Origin of the sequence: Hymenobacter cellulosilyticus (assembly GCF_022919215.1) — a bacterium.
GTDB lineage: Bacteria > Bacteroidota > Bacteroidia > Cytophagales > Hymenobacteraceae > Hymenobacter > Hymenobacter cellulosilyticus.
In genome coordinates this window covers 3406656-3425373 of sequence record NZ_CP095046.1, presented here as the reverse complement: position 1 = coordinate 3425373, position 18718 = coordinate 3406656, and the positions used below count along the sequence as shown (strand labels likewise).

Sequence of the window (18718 nt, the reverse complement as noted above, 5' to 3'; positions counted from 1 at the left end):
GTCATTCCGCCCTTATGCCTGTTAGGATTGCCGGGTGATGCCGCGGCCACTCCGCTACCCGGAACCCTGTTACTTTAGCGGCACCGGCTTCCACTCCTTTCGTTGTGCCAAAAACCAGCATCCTTACCCAGAACCTGCCCCACCACACCCTTTCGCCCTTGGCCAGGGCCGGGGTACTGGTCCGCAACTTTCAGCAGCCCACTGCTGCCGACGACCACGACAGCGCCGCCCCACACCGCGATGCGCATTACCTGCTGGTGCTGCTCACCCAGGGCGAGCTGCACCTACGGCTGGACTTTGAGCCGGTTGTCCTCCGAGGACCGGTTCTGGCGCTTATTGGCCCCGGCCAAGTGCACCAGCTTCTGCGCACCGATTCTCCCCAGGGGTGGGCCCTCAGTTTTGAGCCGAGTTTGCTGGAAGCCGCTTTTCAGCTCCTCTTAGAACAAGGCTTACGCCAGCCCTGCCCCTTAGACGCCTACTCACCTTTTTACGCCCGGGCCACGGCCCTGCTCACGCTACTGGCCGACTGCCAGGAAGGCTTGGCCGACGCCTACAGTGGCCGCACCCAGCAAGCCCTGCTCCTGGCTCTGCTCAGCCTGGTGGCCGGACAACTCGCGCCCGACCCGGTTGCAACTCCGCTTCGGGAAGGGCGCGGACCCCAGCTGGAACGGGCCTTTCAGCAACTGCTGCGCCAGCATTACGCCCAGTGGAAACAACCCGCCCAGTATGCCGCCGCCCTGCACATTACCGTCGCGCACCTCAATGATACGGTCAAGAGTCAAACAGGCCTCTCCGTGTCGGCGCATGTCCAGCAGCGGGCAATGCTCGAAGCCAAGCGGCTGCTGGGCTTCACGCAGCAAAGCGTTAAGGAAATCGGCTACGCGCTGGGCTACGAGGAACCGGTGTATTTTGGCAAGCTCTTCCGGAAAGTGACGGGTATGACGCCGCAGCAGTTTCGACTGCAATTCCGCGGTTAGGACTAGTATTCCCGCCAGCAGGCCTACTTTTCGGTGCCTTCTCCCCTCTTCCTTTGCAGCATCATCAACTATTTCATGCTGCAATGTCAACGCCCCTTAATACCTCCGCCATTCTGGCCGCCGTGCGCCACGCCGGCGCATTATTCTTGCCCGACTTTCGCCACTCGGCTATTCCCCAGGATATGGCCACTTTCAGCCAGCAGTTGGCCAACATTGAACGCCGCTGCCTGACCGCCCTGCAAGCCCACCTGGCCAATGACTTTCCCACCACACCCTGGCTATCGGCCGACTTTCCGGAGCTGGCGGCCGGTGAGCAGCCAGCCTACCCGGAATATTGGCTGTGCGACGCTATGGACGGGGCAATTCAGTACCTGCAGCACCTGCCCGGCTGGACCATCAACCTGGTGCTCGTGCGCGCCGGGCAGCCGTACTTTGCCGCCATCTACGACCCGCTGAGTCAGGAGCTGTTCTGGGCCCAGGCGGGCGGTGGGGCTTACCTCAACGACACACCTTTGCGTCCCAGCGCGAAGCAGGATTCGGCCCTTACCCTGGCCGTGTTCGAGCACTCGCATGGCTTGGGAGCAGACCCGGCCCTGCTGGCCCGGGTAAGCCACGGGGTAACCGACTTGCTGCGTACGTTCGGCGTGGTGCGCAACTACGGACCGCATGGCCTGCAGCTGGCCTACGTGGGTGCCGGCCGGCTCGATGTGTTCTACCAGGAGGGCCGCGACGTGGAAAACTGGCTGCCGGGCCTGCTGATTGCCCGCGAAGCAGGCGCCGAAGTAACTACCGCCGACGGCCAGCCCTGGCACTGGGAGGCGGATAGCCTACTGGTTGCGGCCCCGGGCCTGGGAGCCGCGTTTCGGCAGTCGCGGACTGCTCCCACCGTATAAGTCGCCCCCTGGATCATGAAGATTACCATTATTGGCGCCTCCTCCGGCGTGGGCTTGCTGGCGGTGCAGCAAGCCCTGGCCAAGGGCCATCACGTCACTACCCTCTCGCGCACCATGGGCGCACTGCCCCAGCATCCTCGGCTAACGAAAGTAACCGGCAGCGCTACTTCAGCGGCGGATCTGAGCCGCGTGTTGCCCGGGGCCGAAGCCGTGCTCATCACGGTGGGCACCACCAAAAAGAATGCAACCCCGCTCTTTAGCGACACCGCTAGGGCCCTGCTGGAAGCCACGGCCACTGTTCCATTTGCGGCCCGGTGCTGATACTTACCGGCTTCGGCGCCGGCAGCAGCGCGGCGTACCTGAGCTGGTTTATGCGGCTGGTTATCCGCCTGTTCCTAGGGCCCGAGTACCGCGACAAAACCCAGCTGGAAGAGATGCTCAGCCAGAGCAACCTACGGTGGGAAATCGTCCGACCCGGCATGCTGACCAACAGTCCGCGCACGGGCAAGTACCGAGTGCTGCTTGCCTTAACGCCTGGAATGAAAGTGGGCAAAATCGCCCGGGCTGATGTGGCCGATTTCCTGCTGCAGCAGGCCGAGCACCCGACTTTCCTGCACCAGTATCCGGCTCTAACGAGCTGATAAGTCCGGAATCAGAGAGGCGGCGTACTGGTGTATTCAGCAGATGACGCCGATGTAAAATGGCCAGGACGCTTGACTGACGCGGTAATTAGTCTGCTGCTTAGTGAAGCCCAGCCTGCTTCCGGATGCGGCTGAGCGTTTCGCGCGACACGCCCAGATACGAGGCAATCATGTGCAAGGGAATGCGCTGATAAAAGTCGGGAAAGGCGGTTATAAACTCTTCGTAGCGCTCTTCAGCACTGTGGCTGATGGACGTATAGAGCCGGTTGATCTGCGCATCCAGGTTGCGGCCGGCAAGTTGGCTTTCCAGGGCGTTGAAGGCTGGTACTTCTCTTTTCAGGCGCTCAAAGGTTTCTCTCGACCACAGCAGCACTTGCGTGTCTTCCAGCGCGTCGATGGCGCCCTTGGCTGGTAGGCCGGTCCGAAAGCTTTCGGCGTCCGTAATCCACCAGTTCTCAATGGCAAAGCGCAGAATGTGCTCTTGCGCCTGCTCGTCGGTGCGGTAAAGACGCAGAGAGCCGCTGACGACAAAAGCCATGTCCCGGCAGACGTCTCCTTGCCGCAGTAAAAAGTCGCGCCGCTTCAGCTTTTTAACCGTTGCCCCTGCTTCCATTTGCTCCAGCTCGGCGGCGGTAAAAGCGGCTTTGGAGGTCAGGTAGTTTCGGAACGGTTCAATCATGGCTACGCACGTCTTTTCTGGAGTGGGTTACGCTGGCCGAGCTGCCGCGTTAGGTGAAGCGAAGGAAAGCAAGTAATGGCAATTCTGCCTGGTAAACCCCAACCCCGGGCGGGTGTTTGGCGCACCCGTGCTTTGGCTATAACAGCTCCCGGCGAAAGTCCTCCCGGCGTTGACTACCCGCACCTCCTGCGCGGATTAATGAGGCAGGACTAGCCTTTCTTCTGCACCCCCTGGAAGTTAGATTGAGCACTGACACTCCGAGCTTTCGGCCAGATATACAACACGTTAGCTAGCAACAAAGGTAACTCCAGCATTTGCAGCCATTCCCTCGAAGGCCAATAATTTAGTGACAAATGTCCTCGTTTAGCCCCCGGTTCACGCCCCAATTTTGCCTCACCAAACGGCCCTGCCTACCAAACAGGCGGGGAGTTCAACCCTCAAATCAACGCAAAAGTGAGCAAGCTCAATAATAAAGTAGCCGTCGTAACGGGGGCGTCAAAAGGCATAGGAGCCGCTATTGCAGGCTATTTCGCTGCCGAAGGGGCAAAAGTGGTGGTCAATTACGCCTCCAGCAAGGACGGCGCCGACCAAGTAGTGCAGGCCATAACCGCCAGCGGCGGCACGGCCATTGCGCTGCAGGCCGATGTGTCGAACGAAGCCGATGTGCGCCGTCTGTTTGCCGAGACCAAAGCCGCATTCGGCACCCTGGATATTCTGGTCAATAATGCCGGCATTTACCAGTACGAACCGATTGAGGTCGTATCCGCAGAAACCTTTCATCAGCAGTTCAACATCAATGTGCTGGGGTCGGTGCTTGCCATTCAAGGTGCGTTAGCGCTATTCGGGACGGCTGGCGGCAACATCATCAACATCAGCTCGGAAGCGGGCAGAAATCCGCTTCCTACTGGGTCACTCTACTCGGCTACTAAAGCCGCACTGGATGCCCTGACCACGGCGCTGTCGAAGGAGTTCAGCGGCCGGAACATCCGTATCAATTCCATTTTGCCGGGCATCGTGGACACGGAAGGCGCACGCAGCGGCGGCTTTATCGGCAGCGAGGCGGAAACCCGGCTGGTGTCGACCACGGCCCTGGGTCGGACGGGTCAGCCCGAAGATATTGCGCGCGTAGCCGTGTTCCTGGCTTCGGAGGATGCGGCCTGGATTACGGGAGAAAAAATATCCGTTTCCGGCGGGATTTACGGACTGTAACAAGCCTAATAATCAACCTTTTACTCCAATGAAACAGAACAATTATAACGGCGCCCTGCAAGCTCCCCTCAGTTCGGGATTCACGGCTACTTCCACGGCCAGCGAGGTAATTCAGGGAATCAGCCTGGCGGGCAAAGTGGCAATTGTCACGGGTGGCTACACGGGCATCGGCTTAGAAACCACCAAAATACTGGCCGCCGCGGGGGCAACCGTCGTGGTACCCGCTAGAAGCTTGGAGAAAGCCAAGGAAAACCTAGGCGGCGTGGCCAATGTAGAGCTGGCCGAACTAGACCTGATGAATCCGGATTCCATTGACGCCTTTGCGGCCACGTTCCTGGCTTCGGGCCGGCCGCTGCATCTGCTCATCCATAACGCGGGCATTATGTTCGTGCCGTTGCGCCGAAACAGCCGCGGAATAGAGTCGCAGCTGGCCACCAACTACCTAGCCCCTTTTCAGCTCACGGCCCGGCTGTGGGGCGCCTTGCAGCAGGCGCGCGGGGCCCGGGTTATCAACGTCTCTTCCCAAGGGCATCAGTTTGCGCCGTTCAACTTCGACGACCCTAATTTTGACAATCGGGACTACAAAACGCTGCAAGCCTACGGGCACTCGAAAACGGCACTCAACCTGTTTACGGTGGAGTTAGACAATCGGGCCCAGGCGTTTGGCGTACGAGCGTATGCCGTGCATCCCGGCAACATCTGGGGCACGGAGCTGCTTCGGGAAGCACCGCTGGAAATGCTCCAGCAATTCGGCTTCTATGATGCCCAGGGCAAGGTTGTTCCCGAGGTCATTGCCTCGCTCAAAACCATTCCGCAAGGCGCCGCTACCACAGTTTGGTGTGCCACGAGTCCGTTGTTAGCCAGCATCGGAGGCGTATACTGCGAGGATGGGGATATTGCCGCCCTGGCTCCCGGGCCCGGAATGTCAGCCGGAGTGAAGCCCTATTCGGTTGATACAGCCGCTGCCCAACGCCTGTGGCGCCTGACCGAAGAACTCACCGGCCTCCCTTTTGACCTGGCAGAATAATGCTTTGCTCAGTCTAACAGTCCCGCCTAAAGAACGCCGCTTCTTCACTTGTCTGCTGTCAAAGCGAGGAATCTGAGCTGGCCCAGGCTGGAAACAATCTTTTTTGAAAGCCCTGCCGGCCACACGGCGGGGCTTTTCATTTCCTCCGCTCACAGTCCATTTCCGCAGGTAGAGTTCAGCAAGCTGCTCCACCAGATCAAACAAGTAACGCCCTAATTATTTGACCAGGACAGCCGCTATTTGAGCAGTTGAAACTCTCTTTCCCGGTGCTGTAGCACAACATGCAGGTAGTCCGACTCAGCTTTGTGAGCAGACGCTACAATGGCCGCAGCAGCTTTTCCTGGCTTACCGTGGGGAAACTGGGGTAGGCGGAAAAGAAATGGAGAGCGGCCTACCCGATGGCAATACGCAGTGAAAAGACCCGCTGACCCTGTGGCTGAGCGGGTCGTAGAACGACCGGCCCGTGGCCTGCGTGGCTTCTCCCTTATCGGTGCTCACCTGCACCAGGTCGGTTTCGTTGGCGAACTTAATGCCCGGGCTGGCGGTAAACGAGGCCCGCAGCCGGCCTTCCACAACTAAGTCGCCTGATACTATCAGCAAGGGCGCTGTGGTATAGTGGGCGGCTTCGATGCGGCCCCGGCCCAACGGATACGGCAACAACCCCGGTTGCTGGGCAGTGAGGCGTACGGGGGGCCAGCGGCTTTGGGCCGCCGTGGCCTGTCGGTCCTGCCACTGCCGGTACCAGTTCCAGCCCAGAAACCCGATGACCAGGAACCCGAATATTCCCAAGGTCCAGGCCACGACATCCTTTAGTCCTTGCGGGGCCCAGTCGCTGCGAAAAAATGCCCGCAACAGTGCCCAAGGAATAATCACGTACTGCACCAGCCCCAGGGCCACGACAAAAAGTAGCGCCAACAGCAGGAACAGCAGGAGTAGAATAGCTTCCATTACCAGGGAACTTGGTTTGGCCGGCGGCCGGCAGGGCCCCGTATCACGTCCGGTCAAATAAGTGCCGAACTTATAATAAGTAAAGTAAGAAATACGGTGGCTGGGTAAAGTCCAGTTCTAAAGAACCTTCGTAGCAAACGAAATGGCCCTGTATCCTGCTGATTTCCAGAGCTAATCATACCCGACCCAACTGGGCCCGGATTCGGCTGAGCGAAGGGCCCTTGATGCCAAGATACGAGGCAATATGACCTAACGAAACCCGGTTGGTTACTCCGGGGAACTGCTCTAGTAGCGCCAAATAACGCTGTTCTGCCGTTTGAAAAAGCATAGCCTCCGCCTTGGCCTGCTGCACCACTAAGTACTGCTCGGCCAGCAGACGGCCAAACCGTTCCCAGCCGTGCGACTGGTCGAAAAGGGCCTGCAACTGCCCCACGCTGATGACCAGCAATTCGGCATCTTCCAGGGCGGCAATGTAGTACGGGCACGCTTCCTGGGTGAGCAGGCTTTTGAGGGAGGTCAGAAACGTACCCTCCGGCACAAACACCACATTGTGTTCCGTGTCCGTCACGGGGTCGACGTAGTAGACGCGAAACAGACCGCGCACGATAAAGCCGACGTACTGGCACACGGCATTGCGAAAGTTGAAAAACTCATGACGCGGAATGGTGCGCAGCGTCCAATGCTCTTCGGCCAGGCGAAGATCTTCTTCGGAAAGGCGGGCAAATGCCTGCAACTGCTGGGTCAGGAGCTGGTGCGGGGAAACAGGAGAAACGGGAGCCATAGCTGAGCAAAGTAACCAGGAAAGCGCGGGCTGTAACACCCCCGTGTTTAAACGAAGCGAAGCCCAGCCGCAGCAAGCCTGTGCTTTCGCACCCAGCCCGTGGGCAGCGGTAAACCTGAACAACCAGCTAGTTCACCTAAACGACCTATTGGTCGACGCTTTTTAACCTAGGTGAAAAATCAGGTGAGTGGGCGACGGGACCTTTGTCCCATCATCCACTTCAACCAAAGCCTTGTGCTTTCCTGATTATGAGAAAACTCATTGTTGCCCTCCTGGCCCTGGTGGACACTACCACGCTGGCCTGCCAGAAAGCTGACCCGGAGCCCGCGAAGAAAAAGGCTACCATGGTGCTGGTACACGGCGCCTGGCAGGGGGCTTACACCTGGGCTCCGGTCGTAAGCAAGCTCGAGCAGCAGGGCTACACAGTGGTAAACGTCGAGCTGCTGGCGCACGGCAAAGACCAGACGGCCGCGGCCGGCCTGACCATGAACCGCTACCGCGACCAGGTGTTGGCCGCCATCAATGCCCAACCGGCCGCCCAGGTGGTACTGGTGGGCCACAGCCTCGGGGAGCCATCATTTCGACGGTGGCCGAAGCTGCCCCAGCCAAGATTGCCAAGTTGGTCTACGTAGCCGGTTTCCTGCCGACCAACCAGCAATCCGTGTTTGAGCTGGCCGGGCAAGACACCCAGTCCCTGCTGGGGCCGGCCCTTTCTACCAGTCCCGACGGGTCGCTGGCAGTGGTAAACCGTGCCCAACTGGTGAACATCTTCTGCCAGGACGGCTCGGCGGCGGTGCAACAGCAGGTGCTCGAGAATTACCGCGACGAGCCCGCCGGACCACCCGCCGAAAAAGTTACCCTGTCGGCCGCCAACTACGGCCGCGTGCCCAGGTACTACGTGCGCACGCTGCAGGACCATGCCCTTTCGCCCGTCCTGCAAGACCTGATGCTGCGCGCGACGCCCGTGCAGAAGGAGTACCGTCTCAACAGCGGCCACACCCCCCACTTAACCAATGCCGAGGAGCTCAGCGGCATACTCGCGGAAATAGCCCAGTAACCTCGGCGAGAAAGAGAAGCCTGAGTTGCCTGCCAAACGGTGCGTGAGGGCTGCGAAAATTGACTGCCTGCTTCCGTCTAGGACAGGCCTTGCACCAGACAAAACCGGCCACCACGCACCTTAAAGCGGGTTTCAACTCACTACTCTTCCAGCTTTGGAACAGAGCAGTTCTTGGGGCAGACCGCCTTAAAGGCTTGCACCGCTTAGTGTACTCTCCTCCCCTGTTTTACAAATCAACTCACAAACTATGTCCGTTTCCACAGCCACCATTTCGGCTCCCGTTCGGGTTGCCCAGGCCCTGCGCACTTTGTATTTCGTGCGCGCCGGTTTCTCGCTGGTCTGGGTTAGCCTCGTTTTTCTAAGCGTAAAATCCTCGCCCACCCTCACGACGGTCTTATTACTGCTCTACCCGGCCTGGGACGTCCTGGCTACATTCGGGGATATCCGGGCCAACCGGGGCACCAGAACCTCAATGCAACCCCAATACGTGAACATTATCATTGGCAGCCTCACAACAGTAGCCGTGGCCGTGGCTTTGCGTCAGGGCGTTCCGGCAGTGCTCATCGTCTTTGGCGTGTGGGCTGTGCTCACCGGGCTGATTCAACTGCTGCTCGGCCTGCAGCGGCGGCGCCAGCTGGGCGGGCAATGGCCGATGATGCTCAGCGGCGGGCAGTCGATGATAGCCGGAGTAGTGTTTGTGCTCCAGGCCCACAACCCGACCCAGGGCGTGACCAACCTGGCCGGCTACTCGGCAGTGGGAGCATTCTATTTTCTGCTGGCCGCGCTCCGCCTACGCAAATCAACTCAGCCAACCGAGTAAGTACCAACTTCAGCCGCTTGCAGTATAGCGTATTTCAAGGCACGGACTGCTTGCCTATTGCAGCTATTTCTCAATCGTTCCAGCTTATCAGTGGCCGAGCGGAAGTGCCTGCTGGTCCTGCCGGATACGTCTGTTGAGTGGATCCAACTCTACAGCATCAGGTAATGAGGCATAAAAAAAGGACGCCGATACGACGTCCCCTTTTCCACAACCAAAACACCTAAAAAACTATTCTTTCAAGATTGACTTACGCAAGTTCTGTGCCAAAACGAGTGTGAGATGATCCTGAATGCATCTGTTTTCTGATTATTTTCAGATAACAAACATCTTTTTTACTTCGGCTACGTAGCCTTTGAACTTTGCGAATAATGAGTTTCACAAAGGCCAGGCATTCTGACGAGTAGCCTAGATGGTCTGGTTGCTGCAATTTTCTTACCGAACTGTAAGACAGTGGTCTGAAGCTATTGCTTTACTACCCGCGTAACGGTTTTGGCTCCCGCAGCCTCCAGCGTCACCAAGTACACGCCGGCCCGCAGTTCCGGCGCGTTCAGCTCCGTACGGTTAGCACCGGGCCGCATAGCAACGGGCACCGTCAGCACGGTACGGCCCACCAGATCCGTAACCTGTACCGTGGCAGTACCAGCAGCGCGGGCGTCGAAGGTGAGGGTAAACGAGTTCTGGAAAGGGCTTGGATAGGCCGCAAACGAGCCGCTGACGATGGGGCTGGACGAGCTCAGCACGAAAGAGAGGTTCTTGGCGCCCCGCAATACCTGCCCGCGGATCTCACCGGCTGGGAACTGAGCCGTGTGCAGATTCACGTACATACTGTCGCGGCGGAACTGAATGGAGCGACGCAGGGTGAAAGGACGGCTGGCATTGGGGGCAGCATTGGCTGTGGCCTGCCAGTAGCCGTCGGCTGCCATCGGCGCCGTGGCATTGTCGAAGAAGGGCATCAGATCAAAAACCACGGGACCAGCCTGCGTAATCAGGCCGGTGTGAAAATGGCCAGCCTGGGCAGGACCGGTAAGACCTCCCCACGAGAGCATAAAGTGCGCGTTGCTTTGGTCGCGGTCGATGGAAACCAGACCCGAGCCGTAGCCGGGCGAGGCTACCGGCGTGGGCCGCTCCTGGTTGCCGGCCATGGCAAACGTGTAGCCTTCGCGAGCCAGGCGGTACACCTGCCCACGGATTTCGCCGTTGGGGCGTGCGGCCGTAGCCAGTTGCAGGTTGACGTTGCCCAGCAGCATGCTCCGGCCCAGCGGGCTGGCGTTGGTGTTGAGGCCTGTAAACAGTACCCCCAGGAAATCATTCTGGATAAAGCCCGACAGCTCGTTGCTGGCCTGCACGGCCGGCGTATTGGGCTGACCCGCAGGCGAAGTATACAGCAGTGCCGATGTCACTGGGCCGCTCAGACCAGCATACGTAGCGAATACGTACATCGAGTCGAGCGTAGGGCTGAGGCGCAGGATGGCAATACCCTTGGCAAAGGAGTTGCGGCCACCCACAACCTGGGCGCTGTCCAGGCGGGCATCGAAGTTGATAAAGGCGCGGTCCTGGAAGATACGGCCGCGGATTTCGCCGCCAGCATTAGCAGCTGTGGTGATGTTGACGTACAGAGTGCCGGCTTCGAAAGCGGCCAACACGGCCGCAGTCGGGGTAAATTCGCCGCTGAACACGTTCGGGTTGAACGGGTCGCGGAAGGGCAGCAGGTTCAGCACCGACGTGCCGGCCGTGGTGGCGGTGGCATTGCGCAGTTCAGCCCCGGTAATAGCCCCGCTCAGGCCCCGGACGATGGTTTGGAACTTGATTTTGCTTCTGTCCTGAGACAGGGCAAACCCGCCAAAGCCCGAAGCCGTGGTGGTAACGGCCGGTACGGCCGCGGCGCCCGTCATCTGGGTGATGTAGGCAAAATCCTTTTCGAGCTCAATCTGGCCCCGGATTTCGCCGTTTGGGTTGGCTGCGGTGTGCACGTTGATATAATACGCGCCAAGCAGGTACTTGCGGCGCTTGGCCACGTCAAAGTCGGCGCCGGTGAGGAAGCCCTGCAGGCGGTTGCCTCGGAGCATTGGCACCAAGCTTGTCACAATAGGGCCAGCCACTCCCCGAGCACCCAAGTGCACGTGCGCGCCGGTGATGGGCCCGCTCAGACCCACAAACGAAGCGGTGATAAAGAGCGTGTCCTGGGTGGGGCTCATCGTGAAGCTGGCAACACCCTTAGCAGTTGTATTCACCGCCGGCACTTCCTGAGCGCCTTCCAGCTTAGCCGAAAGCAGCAGGTGGGCCCGCAGGTGGTCGGCCCGCAACAGGCCGGAGGTCAGCAGTAGTAATCCGGTCAGGATTAGAGTAACGTGTTTTTGCATGGCAAAGGGGTTAGATGTGAAAAATGAGTATTGGTAAGCAGTACGTAGTGCCTGAGCACGAATACGGCCTTACTATCCGTAACGATACGGAGTAACTCGTAGATTAGCAGTCAGATGGTTGCTTGTTCTTAAAAAGTACTACTGCCGGCTACCGCCCAGCAGTGGCAAACCCGATGCTTTTTGCTTGCTTCCCCGGACACGGATGCCGCTCCATTCCTTGCGCAAGCGTATCTTGCGGGCTTTTCCCTCCTACTCTCCCCTCCTATGGAAGCTCCCCGCGACGAATTTATGCGCGAAGCCATTCGCCTGTCCATTGAAAAAATGCAAGCCGGGTTTGGCGGTCCGTTCGGTGCCGTCGTGGTTAAAGACGGCCGCATCATTGCCCACGGCTTCAACCAGGTAACCAGCACCAACGACCCCACCTGCCACGCCGAGGTAGATGCTATCCGCAAGGCCTGCAAAGAACTGGGCACCTTCCAGCTCGACGACTGCGACTTGTACACCAGCTGTGAGCCCTGCCCCATGTGCCTGGGGGCTATTTACTGGGCCCGGCCCCGCCGCGTGTTCTACGGCAACACCAAGCAGGATGCCGCCGCCATCGGCTTCGACGACCAGTTCATTTACGACGAAATCGAGAAGCCCCTGGGTGCCCGCCAGATTCCGATGACCCAACTGCTGCGCGACGAGGCCCTGGCCGGTTTTCAGGCCTGGCAAAACAAGGAAGGCAAGACTGAGTACTAATCTGCCCGTAGCACGTACACAGCTATAGTTTTAAACCTAAAGGCCTCTGCGGAGGCCTTTTGTTATCTTGCCGCCCATGAAACCGACTATGCTGCTTGCCGCCCTGACGCTGCTGACTACCGCCTGCGGCACAAGCCCCGAGGAACAAAAGGCCATTGCGGCCGTGGAGCGCCATGTGCAGGAGCAAGTCGGCGGAGGGCCCATCACCCCAATTCATTCCGAAGCCCACAGCGGCCACCAGGAAGATGCCCAGGGCCGCAACCGCAGCGGCTACACGGTGGAATATACCTTCGAGATGGAACCAACCCCGGGCAAGAAGGAGGAAGTAACGGCCGTGTACTTCGCCGATTCGGCCGGCAACGTGATGCCCTCCACCAAGTAAGACCTCCCCTTCTAGTCCGCAGCACATAGATACCGCGGGCTTATATCTTCAATTATTCCTATTTATTACCTTTACAGTACGAAACTATTCCCCGCGGCGAAGTCTTATTCTACCAGTGTTTTTGCAGCCTCTTAGGCTGATTAGATTGGTAGAATTACAATTAACCTCCCGCGCTTGAAACACGTAGCCGCTACTCTCTATTTACTATTTCTGCTGATTTCGACGGGCCGCGCCCAAACTGGGAGCTGGAACCCGCCCGGTGCTGACCTGGCTTATCCCCGCACGCTGCTGCGGGCCGCCGCCGTACCCGAAGTGCAGGCGGCTTTGCTTCAGCCCACGGGCCGCACGCTCTATCAGGGCCTCTACCAGAGTGCGGTTTCGTCGCCACCCGCCGATAACACCTCTACCGATGGGCGGCACCGGCGGGCGACGCTGGCTAAAAACGCCGCCTTCGTGGCCCTGCTTGACCGGAAAGCGGAAAATGGCGCCATCAGCCCTTTGACGGCCGCGGAAAAGGCGACCCTGATTGCCACCACCCGCGGCCTGCTCGAAACCATTAATACCGATGTCGAAGTGTTTGCCACGCTGTCGAATCTGTCGTCCTACAACGAGTGGCAGTGGCGCTCCAAAGACCTGATTGACTACCTCATAGCCTACGACCTGCTGCGGGGTGCCGGCGAAACCGACAATTCCCTGACCGCGGCCAAGCGCCGCTTGCAGGAATTTGCCGGCAACCTCGATTCCCAGGCCGTGAAGCCCTTCAGGCCGGTGAGCTTTGCGAGTTACGAGTTCTTTAAGCAAGTTAAGAACAACCACGCGCTGATGACGGCCGCGGCCTTGGGCATGGCCGCCGTGGTGCTCAACGACGTAGGCAGCGCCACGCACGTAAGTCGCCGGCCTACTTCCTGGATCAACCACGGCCTGTATAACATCGACAACGTACTGTGGCAGGATGCCCAGCGGCAGTCTGACCCGACGAAGGTGGCGGGCTACGCCGAAGGGCCCTACTACTTCAAATACGCTTTTCTGAACTGCCTGCCGTTTTTCCGGGCCATGGGCAATTTTCTGCCCGACAATACGCTGACGTACTCGTTTGGCGGCACCTCCCGGCCCATCCGTAACCCTTATTACGACCCGCGCTACGACCAGCTCTACGACTGGATTACGGCCATTCTGCTGCCCGACGGCCGGCTGCCTGCGTTGGAAGACTCATTCGTCGACATGGGCATGCCCGAGCTGGCGCTGACAGGGAAGAGTCGCTACCTCAAGCCCTTGCACCTGGGCAGCCTTTCGGGCCGGCAGCTAAATTCCCTGACGGCCCAATTGCGCGACGTGAGCGTGGACATGCGGGCGGCTTACTTGGCGGCCAACCTTACGCCTACGGCCCCTACGAACACCACGCTGACGGCCCTGCCGCACAGTGGCAACCTGGTGTTCCGCTCCGGCAACGACTCGTTGGCCACGTATCTGCATCTCAACGGCAAAGGCGGCACGGCCCAGGCCAACTCCGGCGGGCACAGCCAGGCCGATGCCAGCAGCTTTCTGCTTTACGCCCACGGGCAGCTGCTGGCCCTGGACCCGGGCTACCTCAGCTACGGCCGCCGCGACTCCCTGGGCCAGGCTACCAACCACAACATGCTACTGGTGGACAACGCCGGGCCGGCCATCGGGGCCCCGAGTGCGCCCAACGACGCCCCGGCCAGCATCCGCGCCGCGTTTCAGACGGACAAGCTAACCTACGGGGAAGTACAAACGGCCTATAAATCGGCTACTATTACCCGCAAAACCCTGTTTATCCGCAACAGCTACTACCTGCTGGCCGACTTTGTGCAGGCCGCTGCGGCCCATACCTATACCTGGCAGCTGCACGGCTACGGCCTGGAAAATGGGCCGGCCGCCACAGGCACCTTCACCGACAATCTTGCCGGCCACGAAGGAACCTGGCAGAAAAACGGGGTCAGCCTGCTGGCCCACGTCACGGCTACGGGTGGGGCCAGCGGGTATACTAAAGCCACCAACCGCCACGAGCTGACTTACAACACGTCGGAAAAGCACACTACGCTGCTGGTGCAAAAAAGCGGGGCGGCCAGCACGCAGTTTCTAGCTGCTCTGGTGCCTTTCAATTCTACTGCCCCGCTCCTAACGACTACCAGCACGGCTTCTACGGCTGCCGTCACTGCCCGCGGGGAGTATCAGGATCTGGCCTTCGCCCAGGCTGATACGGTGCTAACTACTGATGCCAGCAGCCTGCTACCCCAGCCCGTGAAGGCCGATGGGCTGGTGAATTTCTTTTCCCTGGATGCAGCGGGCAATTTCGCTCAACTATTTCTGGAGCAAGGAAAGGTGCTGTATTACGGAGCCGCACCGGTGGTGCAGTCGACGAAGCGGGCTACGCTCAGCTGGCAGCGCACCAGCTCCAACACGTACGCCGGCTACGTAAGCCGCGCCACCACGCTGACCATTCCGATGAGCAGTGCGCCCTCATCCGTCACCGGTCCGGGCGTCACGGGTTTCCAGTACGATGCCGCCACTCAGCAGCTCAGCCTTACGCTAACCATGGCGGCGGATTTTCGGGTAACCATGCCCGTTACTAACGGCAATGTGCTGCCCGTGGAGCTTACCGGCTTTACGGCCTCTCGCATGGGCAGCGCGGCTCGCCTGAGCTGGCAGACGGCCTCCGAGCTGCGTAACCGGGGCTTTGCCGTGGAGCGGCGCACTACGGCTGAAAGCCAGTTCCACGAAATCGGCTTTGTGAGTGGCCGGGGCACTACCAGCAACAGCCAACGCTACCAGTACAAGGATGATGCTGCGCCTACGGAAGCAGTGTATTACCGGCTCCGTCAGCTAAATGAGGATGGCACCACGGCGTATTCGCCCGTGGTGGTGCTGGCTGCCACAGCCGCTACGCCCGTGCTTAGCGTGTCACCCGTCCCGGCCCAGGACTTTTTGCAGATCACGCTGAGCGGTGTACTTGCTGCGAATACCGAGGTGACGCTGCTGGATCAGCAGGGCCGGCCGGTATTGCGGCAAACGGTGCGCGGCGAGGCCCGGCTGGAAGTAAGCAGCCTGGCCGCTGGCCTGTACTTTCTGCGCGCTACCGATGCGGCCGGCAATGTAGTAGGCAAACCCCAGAAAGTGCTGATTGCGCGGTAAACCACCCCACGGCATTTACCATTCTTCTGCACAGCCCGGAGAAACTCCTTAAACTTCTGCTCATAAGCATCCTCGCCCAGGCCATCAATAACCAACTATAGTACCCTATCATAAGCCCGCCACCGGGGAGCAAATCCGCGACCATCACTGAGCGTGATAAACCCTTTAGCCATACTGGGGAAGAACTGTAGGTAGTTTTAGGTAATCCGCGGAGCTGCCATCTGCTGATAAGAACCTAAATGAAAGGGCCGGCCCATGCAACATGGTCCGGCCCTTCTTTTCTTAGTCAATACCGTGGCTTACTTGCCGCGCATGCCCATCATCTTGGCCATTTGCTGCATACCGCCCTTGGTAGAGCTCATCTTGTTCATAGTACGCATCACTTTGCGCATGTCCTCAAACTGCTTCATCAGGTTGTTGACCTGCTGAATGTCGGTGCCGCTGCCTTTGGCCAGGCGACGGCGGCGGGAGCCGTTGAGCAGCTCGGGCTGGGCACGCTCTTGCGGGGTCATGCTCTTGATGATGGCCTCAATCGGCTTGAAGGCATCGTCGTCGATTTCCACGTCTTTGATGGCCTTGCTCATGCCGGGAATCATGCCCACCAGGTCCTTCAGGTTGCCCATCTTCTTGATCTGCTCTAGCTGGGAGAGGAAGTCGTCGAAGTTGAACTGGTTTTTGCGGATCTTCTGGTTGATGCGCTTGGCTTCATCCTCGTCGAACTGCTGCTGGGCCCGCTCCACGAGCGAAATAACGTCGCCCATGCCCAGAATCCGCTGCGCCATCCGGTCGGGATAGAACATGTCCAGGGCTTCCATCTTCTCCCCCGTCGAGATGAACTTGATGGGCTTTTCCACCACAGCCCGAATCGAGAGGGCCGCACCACCGCGGGCGTCACCGTCAAGCTTGGTCAACACCACGCCGTCGAAGTTCAGGCGGTCGTTGAAGGTCTTGGCCGTGTTCACCGCGTCCTGACCCGTCATGGCGTCTACCACGAACAGGGTTTCCGACGGGTTAATCGAGCGTTTCACCAACTCGATTTCGCGCATCATCTGCTCGTCTACGGCCAGGCGGCCGGCGGTGTCGATGATGACTACTTTCTTGTTGTTTTTCTTGGCGTAGGCAATGGCGTTCTGCGAAATCTCGACCGGATTCTTGTTTTCCGGCTCCGAGTACACTTCCACGCCGACCTGCTCGCCCAGCACCTTGAGCTGGTCGATAGCGGCGGGGCGGTAGATGTCGCAGGCCACGAGCAGCACCGTGCGGTTTTGCTTCTTGATAAAGGTGGCAAGCTTGCCGGCGAAAGTCGTTTTGCCCGAACCTTGCAAGCCCGAGAGCAGAATTACGGCCGGATCGCCCTTGAGCACCACGTCTTCCTTGGTGCCGCCCATGAGCTGGGTGAGCTCGTCGTAGACGATTTTGGTCATCAGCTGGCCCGGCGACACGGTGGTCAGCACGTCGCGGCCCATGGCCTCGTCCTTAATCTTGTCGGTGACTTCCTTGGCCACCTTGTAGTTCACGTCGGCATCAACCAGGGCGCGGCGGATTTCCTTGATGGTAGCCGCGACGTTGATTTCGGTGATGCTGCCCTGGCCTTTAAGGGTTTTAAAGGCTTTGTCGAGCTTAGTACTTAAATTATCGAACATGGGAAATCTGAATTTCGTGGAAGCCGCCGGCCGGTGGGAAAGAAGGTGAAGCCCTGAAAAATAATTTCATAGCCTACCAAGGGCGGCAGAAACACAAATGTCGTGGTATATGCGCAAATATCCCACTGCCCTCCTCTTAAAGGTAAGCCACCGGCCGCCGGCTCCGGCATCCGGGGTTTATTTCAGCCCCGAAACGTCGAGCTTGGAGCCCGGCTCCAGGTAGGTATTTACCAGCTCGGCCACTACGGCGGGCCGCTTCGAGAGTTCTAGCCCCCGGCTCACGTTTACCACGTCGGCATCCACAAACGAGTTGTAGCTCACCAGGTCCCGAATCAGGCCGGCGTGGCGGGCTTCCACCGACACGATTTTGCCTGCCAGGGCCAGATACGCCGGATTGGTCAGGAAACGAGCCGCGCCGTTATAGGCAGCTACACCCAAGTCCTCGAACTGCCGGGCCGCGGCCAGCACCTGACTCCGGCTGGTCACATCAATGCTGGAAAAATCAGTTTCCAGGGTTTTAATAGCGTTGTTTCCCAATACGTTGCGCAGCAGGTCGCGGTGGACATTTTCGTGGTTGCTGATATCAGCCAGGGCCTGCTTTTCGGCCACCGGAGCCTGGGCATAATACGCCCCTTTCTTAACGGCCTCGTAGAAAGCGGCTTCAAGCTGCTCCAGGGCATAGGCATAGTTAAGAACACCTAGGTCGCCCGAGCCCACGTTCACATATAGGGGCAGTACGGTCAGGGGCGTGGTGCTGGTGCCCGTGCCGCTGGGCGTTGTTATCACAATAAGACCCGTCTGGGCCGTGTTTGGCACGACCAGCGTCAGGGTGGTGGCATTTACTACCGAGTATGTAGCAACGGCCACGCCTCCTACGGTAACGCCCGTGGCTCCCGTGAAATTGGTACCAGTGAGCGTCACAGTAGCCCCGGGAAAGGCCGAGGCGGGCGTGAAGCTGGTGATGGTGCTGGCCGGCGGCAATACGGTGAGGGGCGTGGTGCTGGTAGCAGTGCCGCCGGGCGTACTCACGGCAATAGAGCCCGTGGTGGCGGTAGCCGGAATAGTTAGGGTAAGCGTGGTGGCGCTGACAACCGTGAACGGCGCGGCCGCGCCTCCTACGGTCACGGCCGTAGTGCCGGCAAAGTTGGTTCCGGTAACCGTAATCGTGGTGCCCGGCGTGCCCGTGCTGGGGGTAAAGCTCGTCAGCGTGGGCGCCGGCACCGGAGCGGGCGTGACCTCATCGTCTTTGCAGCCGGCCAGCCACAGGCTGCCCAGGGCCATGCCGGCCCCGCTGTAAAACAAAAAGGAGCGGCGGCCCGGTAAGACTGGCGTGGCCACGGCCTCGCGGCGGATAGAAACAGGAAGCATTGATTTCATACGAGCAGGATATAAAGACGAAAGTTTGCT

18 protein-coding genes are annotated in these 18718 nt (G+C 59.3%); 12 read left to right on the top strand and 6 right to left on the bottom strand.

What is annotated here, in order from left to right; genetic code table 11:
* Positions 1–104: 104 nt before the first annotated feature.
* From MUN79_RS16770 to MUN79_RS30165, 4 genes are all read left to right on the top strand, one after another.
* Positions 105–977, top strand: a complete 873-nt coding sequence (locus MUN79_RS16770) for an AraC family transcriptional regulator (RefSeq protein WP_244673811.1) — start codon at positions 105–107, stop codon at positions 975–977.
* An 83-nt stretch (positions 978–1060) separates the two neighbouring features.
* The gene (locus MUN79_RS16765; RefSeq protein WP_244673810.1) at positions 1061–1870 is read left to right on the top strand and encodes an inositol monophosphatase family protein; all 810 of its coding nucleotides are present in this window, start codon (positions 1061–1063) and stop codon (positions 1868–1870) included.
* A gap of 15 nt (positions 1871–1885) precedes the next feature.
* Entirely contained in the window at positions 1886–2191 is a 306-nt protein-coding gene (locus MUN79_RS30170; RefSeq protein ID WP_262922888.1) for an NAD(P)-dependent oxidoreductase, read from the top strand.
* The gene (locus tag MUN79_RS30165) at positions 2185–2511 is read left to right on the top strand and encodes an NAD(P)-dependent oxidoreductase (RefSeq protein WP_262922887.1); all 327 of its coding nucleotides are present in this window, start codon (positions 2185–2187) and stop codon (positions 2509–2511) included. Before MUN79_RS30170 ends, MUN79_RS30165 begins: the two co-directional genes overlap by 7 nt.
* Before the next feature lie 100 nt (positions 2512–2611).
* On the opposite strand, the gene MUN79_RS16755 is transcribed toward MUN79_RS30165, so the two are convergent.
* On the bottom strand, positions 2612–3190 hold the full coding sequence (locus MUN79_RS16755; RefSeq protein ID WP_244673809.1) for a Crp/Fnr family transcriptional regulator: 579 nt from the start codon (positions 3188–3190) through the stop codon (positions 2612–2614).
* Positions 3191–3643: 453 nt separating this feature from the next.
* On the opposite strand from MUN79_RS16755, the gene MUN79_RS16750 reads away from it, so the two are divergent.
* Entirely contained in the window at positions 3644–4399 is a 756-nt protein-coding gene (locus MUN79_RS16750; protein WP_244673808.1) for an SDR family NAD(P)-dependent oxidoreductase, read from the top strand.
* Positions 4400–4427: 28 nt separating this feature from the next.
* Complete coding sequence (locus MUN79_RS16745) at positions 4428–5426, top strand: SDR family NAD(P)-dependent oxidoreductase (RefSeq protein ID WP_244673807.1); 999 nt, start codon at positions 4428–4430, stop codon at positions 5424–5426.
* A gap of 345 nt (positions 5427–5771) precedes the next feature.
* Here MUN79_RS16745 and MUN79_RS16740 read toward each other — a convergent pair whose 3' ends face one another.
* Both MUN79_RS16740 and MUN79_RS16735 read right to left on the bottom strand, forming a co-directional pair.
* Positions 5772–6374, bottom strand: a complete 603-nt coding sequence (locus MUN79_RS16740) for a hypothetical protein (RefSeq protein ID WP_244673806.1) — start codon at positions 6372–6374, stop codon at positions 5772–5774.
* A 175-nt stretch (positions 6375–6549) separates the two neighbouring features.
* On the bottom strand, positions 6550–7155 hold the full coding sequence (locus tag MUN79_RS16735; protein ID WP_244673805.1) for a Crp/Fnr family transcriptional regulator: 606 nt from the start codon (positions 7153–7155) through the stop codon (positions 6550–6552).
* A 248-nt stretch (positions 7156–7403) separates the two neighbouring features.
* Between MUN79_RS16735 and MUN79_RS16730 the strand changes: the two genes are divergently transcribed.
* The 3 genes from MUN79_RS16730 to MUN79_RS16720 all read left to right on the top strand — a co-directional run bounded on the left by MUN79_RS16730 (position 7404) and on the right by MUN79_RS16720 (position 9032).
* A complete protein-coding gene (locus MUN79_RS16730; RefSeq protein WP_244673804.1) occupies positions 7404–7787 on the top strand; it encodes an alpha/beta fold hydrolase in 384 nt (127 codons plus the stop codon).
* On the top strand, positions 7742–8212 hold the full coding sequence (locus MUN79_RS16725) for a hypothetical protein (protein WP_244673803.1): 471 nt from the start codon (positions 7742–7744) through the stop codon (positions 8210–8212). Before MUN79_RS16730 ends, MUN79_RS16725 begins: the two co-directional genes overlap by 46 nt.
* Before the next feature lie 247 nt (positions 8213–8459).
* Entirely contained in the window at positions 8460–9032 is a 573-nt protein-coding gene (locus tag MUN79_RS16720) for a DUF308 domain-containing protein (RefSeq protein ID WP_244673802.1), read from the top strand.
* A 461-nt stretch (positions 9033–9493) separates the two neighbouring features.
* Here MUN79_RS16720 and MUN79_RS16715 read toward each other — a convergent pair whose 3' ends face one another.
* A complete protein-coding gene (locus MUN79_RS16715) occupies positions 9494–11392 on the bottom strand; it encodes a CHRD domain-containing protein (RefSeq protein WP_244673801.1) in 1899 nt (632 codons plus the stop codon).
* 264 nt (positions 11393–11656) lie between these two features.
* Between MUN79_RS16715 and MUN79_RS16710 the strand changes: the two genes are divergently transcribed.
* The 3 genes from MUN79_RS16710 to MUN79_RS16700 all read left to right on the top strand — a co-directional run bounded on the left by MUN79_RS16710 (position 11657) and on the right by MUN79_RS16700 (position 15668).
* Complete coding sequence (locus tag MUN79_RS16710) at positions 11657–12133, top strand: nucleoside deaminase (RefSeq protein WP_244673800.1); 477 nt, start codon at positions 11657–11659, stop codon at positions 12131–12133.
* A gap of 76 nt (positions 12134–12209) precedes the next feature.
* Complete coding sequence (locus MUN79_RS16705) at positions 12210–12515, top strand: hypothetical protein (RefSeq protein ID WP_244673799.1); 306 nt, start codon at positions 12210–12212, stop codon at positions 12513–12515.
* A gap of 174 nt (positions 12516–12689) precedes the next feature.
* Positions 12690–15668 (top strand): heparinase II/III domain-containing protein, encoded by a 2979-nt coding sequence (locus tag MUN79_RS16700; protein WP_244673798.1) that lies wholly within the window; start codon positions 12690–12692, stop codon positions 15666–15668.
* 299 nt (positions 15669–15967) lie between these two features.
* On the opposite strand, the gene ffh is transcribed toward MUN79_RS16700, so the two are convergent.
* The gene (gene ffh / locus MUN79_RS16695) at positions 15968–17311 is read right to left on the bottom strand and encodes a signal recognition particle protein (protein ID WP_244673797.1); all 1344 of its coding nucleotides are present in this window, start codon (positions 17309–17311) and stop codon (positions 15968–15970) included.
* 177 nt (positions 17312–17488) lie between these two features.
* Positions 17489–18688: a ferritin-like domain-containing protein gene (locus tag MUN79_RS16690; RefSeq protein ID WP_244673796.1), complete on the bottom strand. Its 1200-nt coding sequence runs from the start codon at positions 18686–18688 to the stop codon at positions 17489–17491.
* Positions 18689–18718: the final 30 nt, after the last annotated feature.

Bases quoted from the DNA above. Each gene is read 5' to 3' on its own strand.
- MUN79_RS16765 (WP_244673810.1), top strand. From the start codon at position 1,061: ATGTCAACGCCCCTTAATACCTCCGCCATTCTGGCCGCCGTGCGCCAC.
- MUN79_RS30170 (WP_262922888.1), top strand. From the start codon at position 1,886: ATGAAGATTACCATTATTGGCGCCTCCTCCGGCGTGGGCTTGCTGGCG.
- MUN79_RS16755 (WP_244673809.1), bottom strand. From the start codon at position 3,190: ATGATTGAACCGTTCCGAAACTACCTGACCTCCAAAGCCGCTTTTACC.
- MUN79_RS16745 (WP_244673807.1), top strand. From the start codon at position 4,428: ATGAAACAGAACAATTATAACGGCGCCCTGCAAGCTCCCCTCAGTTCG.
- MUN79_RS16740 (WP_244673806.1), bottom strand. From the start codon at position 6,374: ATGGAAGCTATTCTACTCCTGCTGTTCCTGCTGTTGGCGCTACTTTTT.
- MUN79_RS16735 (WP_244673805.1), bottom strand. From the start codon at position 7,155: ATGGCTCCCGTTTCTCCTGTTTCCCCGCACCAGCTCCTGACCCAGCAG.
- MUN79_RS16730 (WP_244673804.1), top strand. From the start codon at position 7,404: ATGAGAAAACTCATTGTTGCCCTCCTGGCCCTGGTGGACACTACCACG.
- MUN79_RS16720 (WP_244673802.1), top strand. From the start codon at position 8,460: ATGTCCGTTTCCACAGCCACCATTTCGGCTCCCGTTCGGGTTGCCCAG.
- MUN79_RS16715 (WP_244673801.1), bottom strand. From the start codon at position 11,392: ATGCAAAAACACGTTACTCTAATCCTGACCGGATTACTACTGCTGACC.
- MUN79_RS16710 (WP_244673800.1), top strand. From the start codon at position 11,657: ATGGAAGCTCCCCGCGACGAATTTATGCGCGAAGCCATTCGCCTGTCC.
- MUN79_RS16705 (WP_244673799.1), top strand. From the start codon at position 12,210: ATGAAACCGACTATGCTGCTTGCCGCCCTGACGCTGCTGACTACCGCC.
- ffh (WP_244673797.1), bottom strand. From the start codon at position 17,311: ATGTTCGATAATTTAAGTACTAAGCTCGACAAAGCCTTTAAAACCCTT.
- MUN79_RS16690 (WP_244673796.1), bottom strand. From the start codon at position 18,688: ATGAAATCAATGCTTCCTGTTTCTATCCGCCGCGAGGCCGTGGCCACG.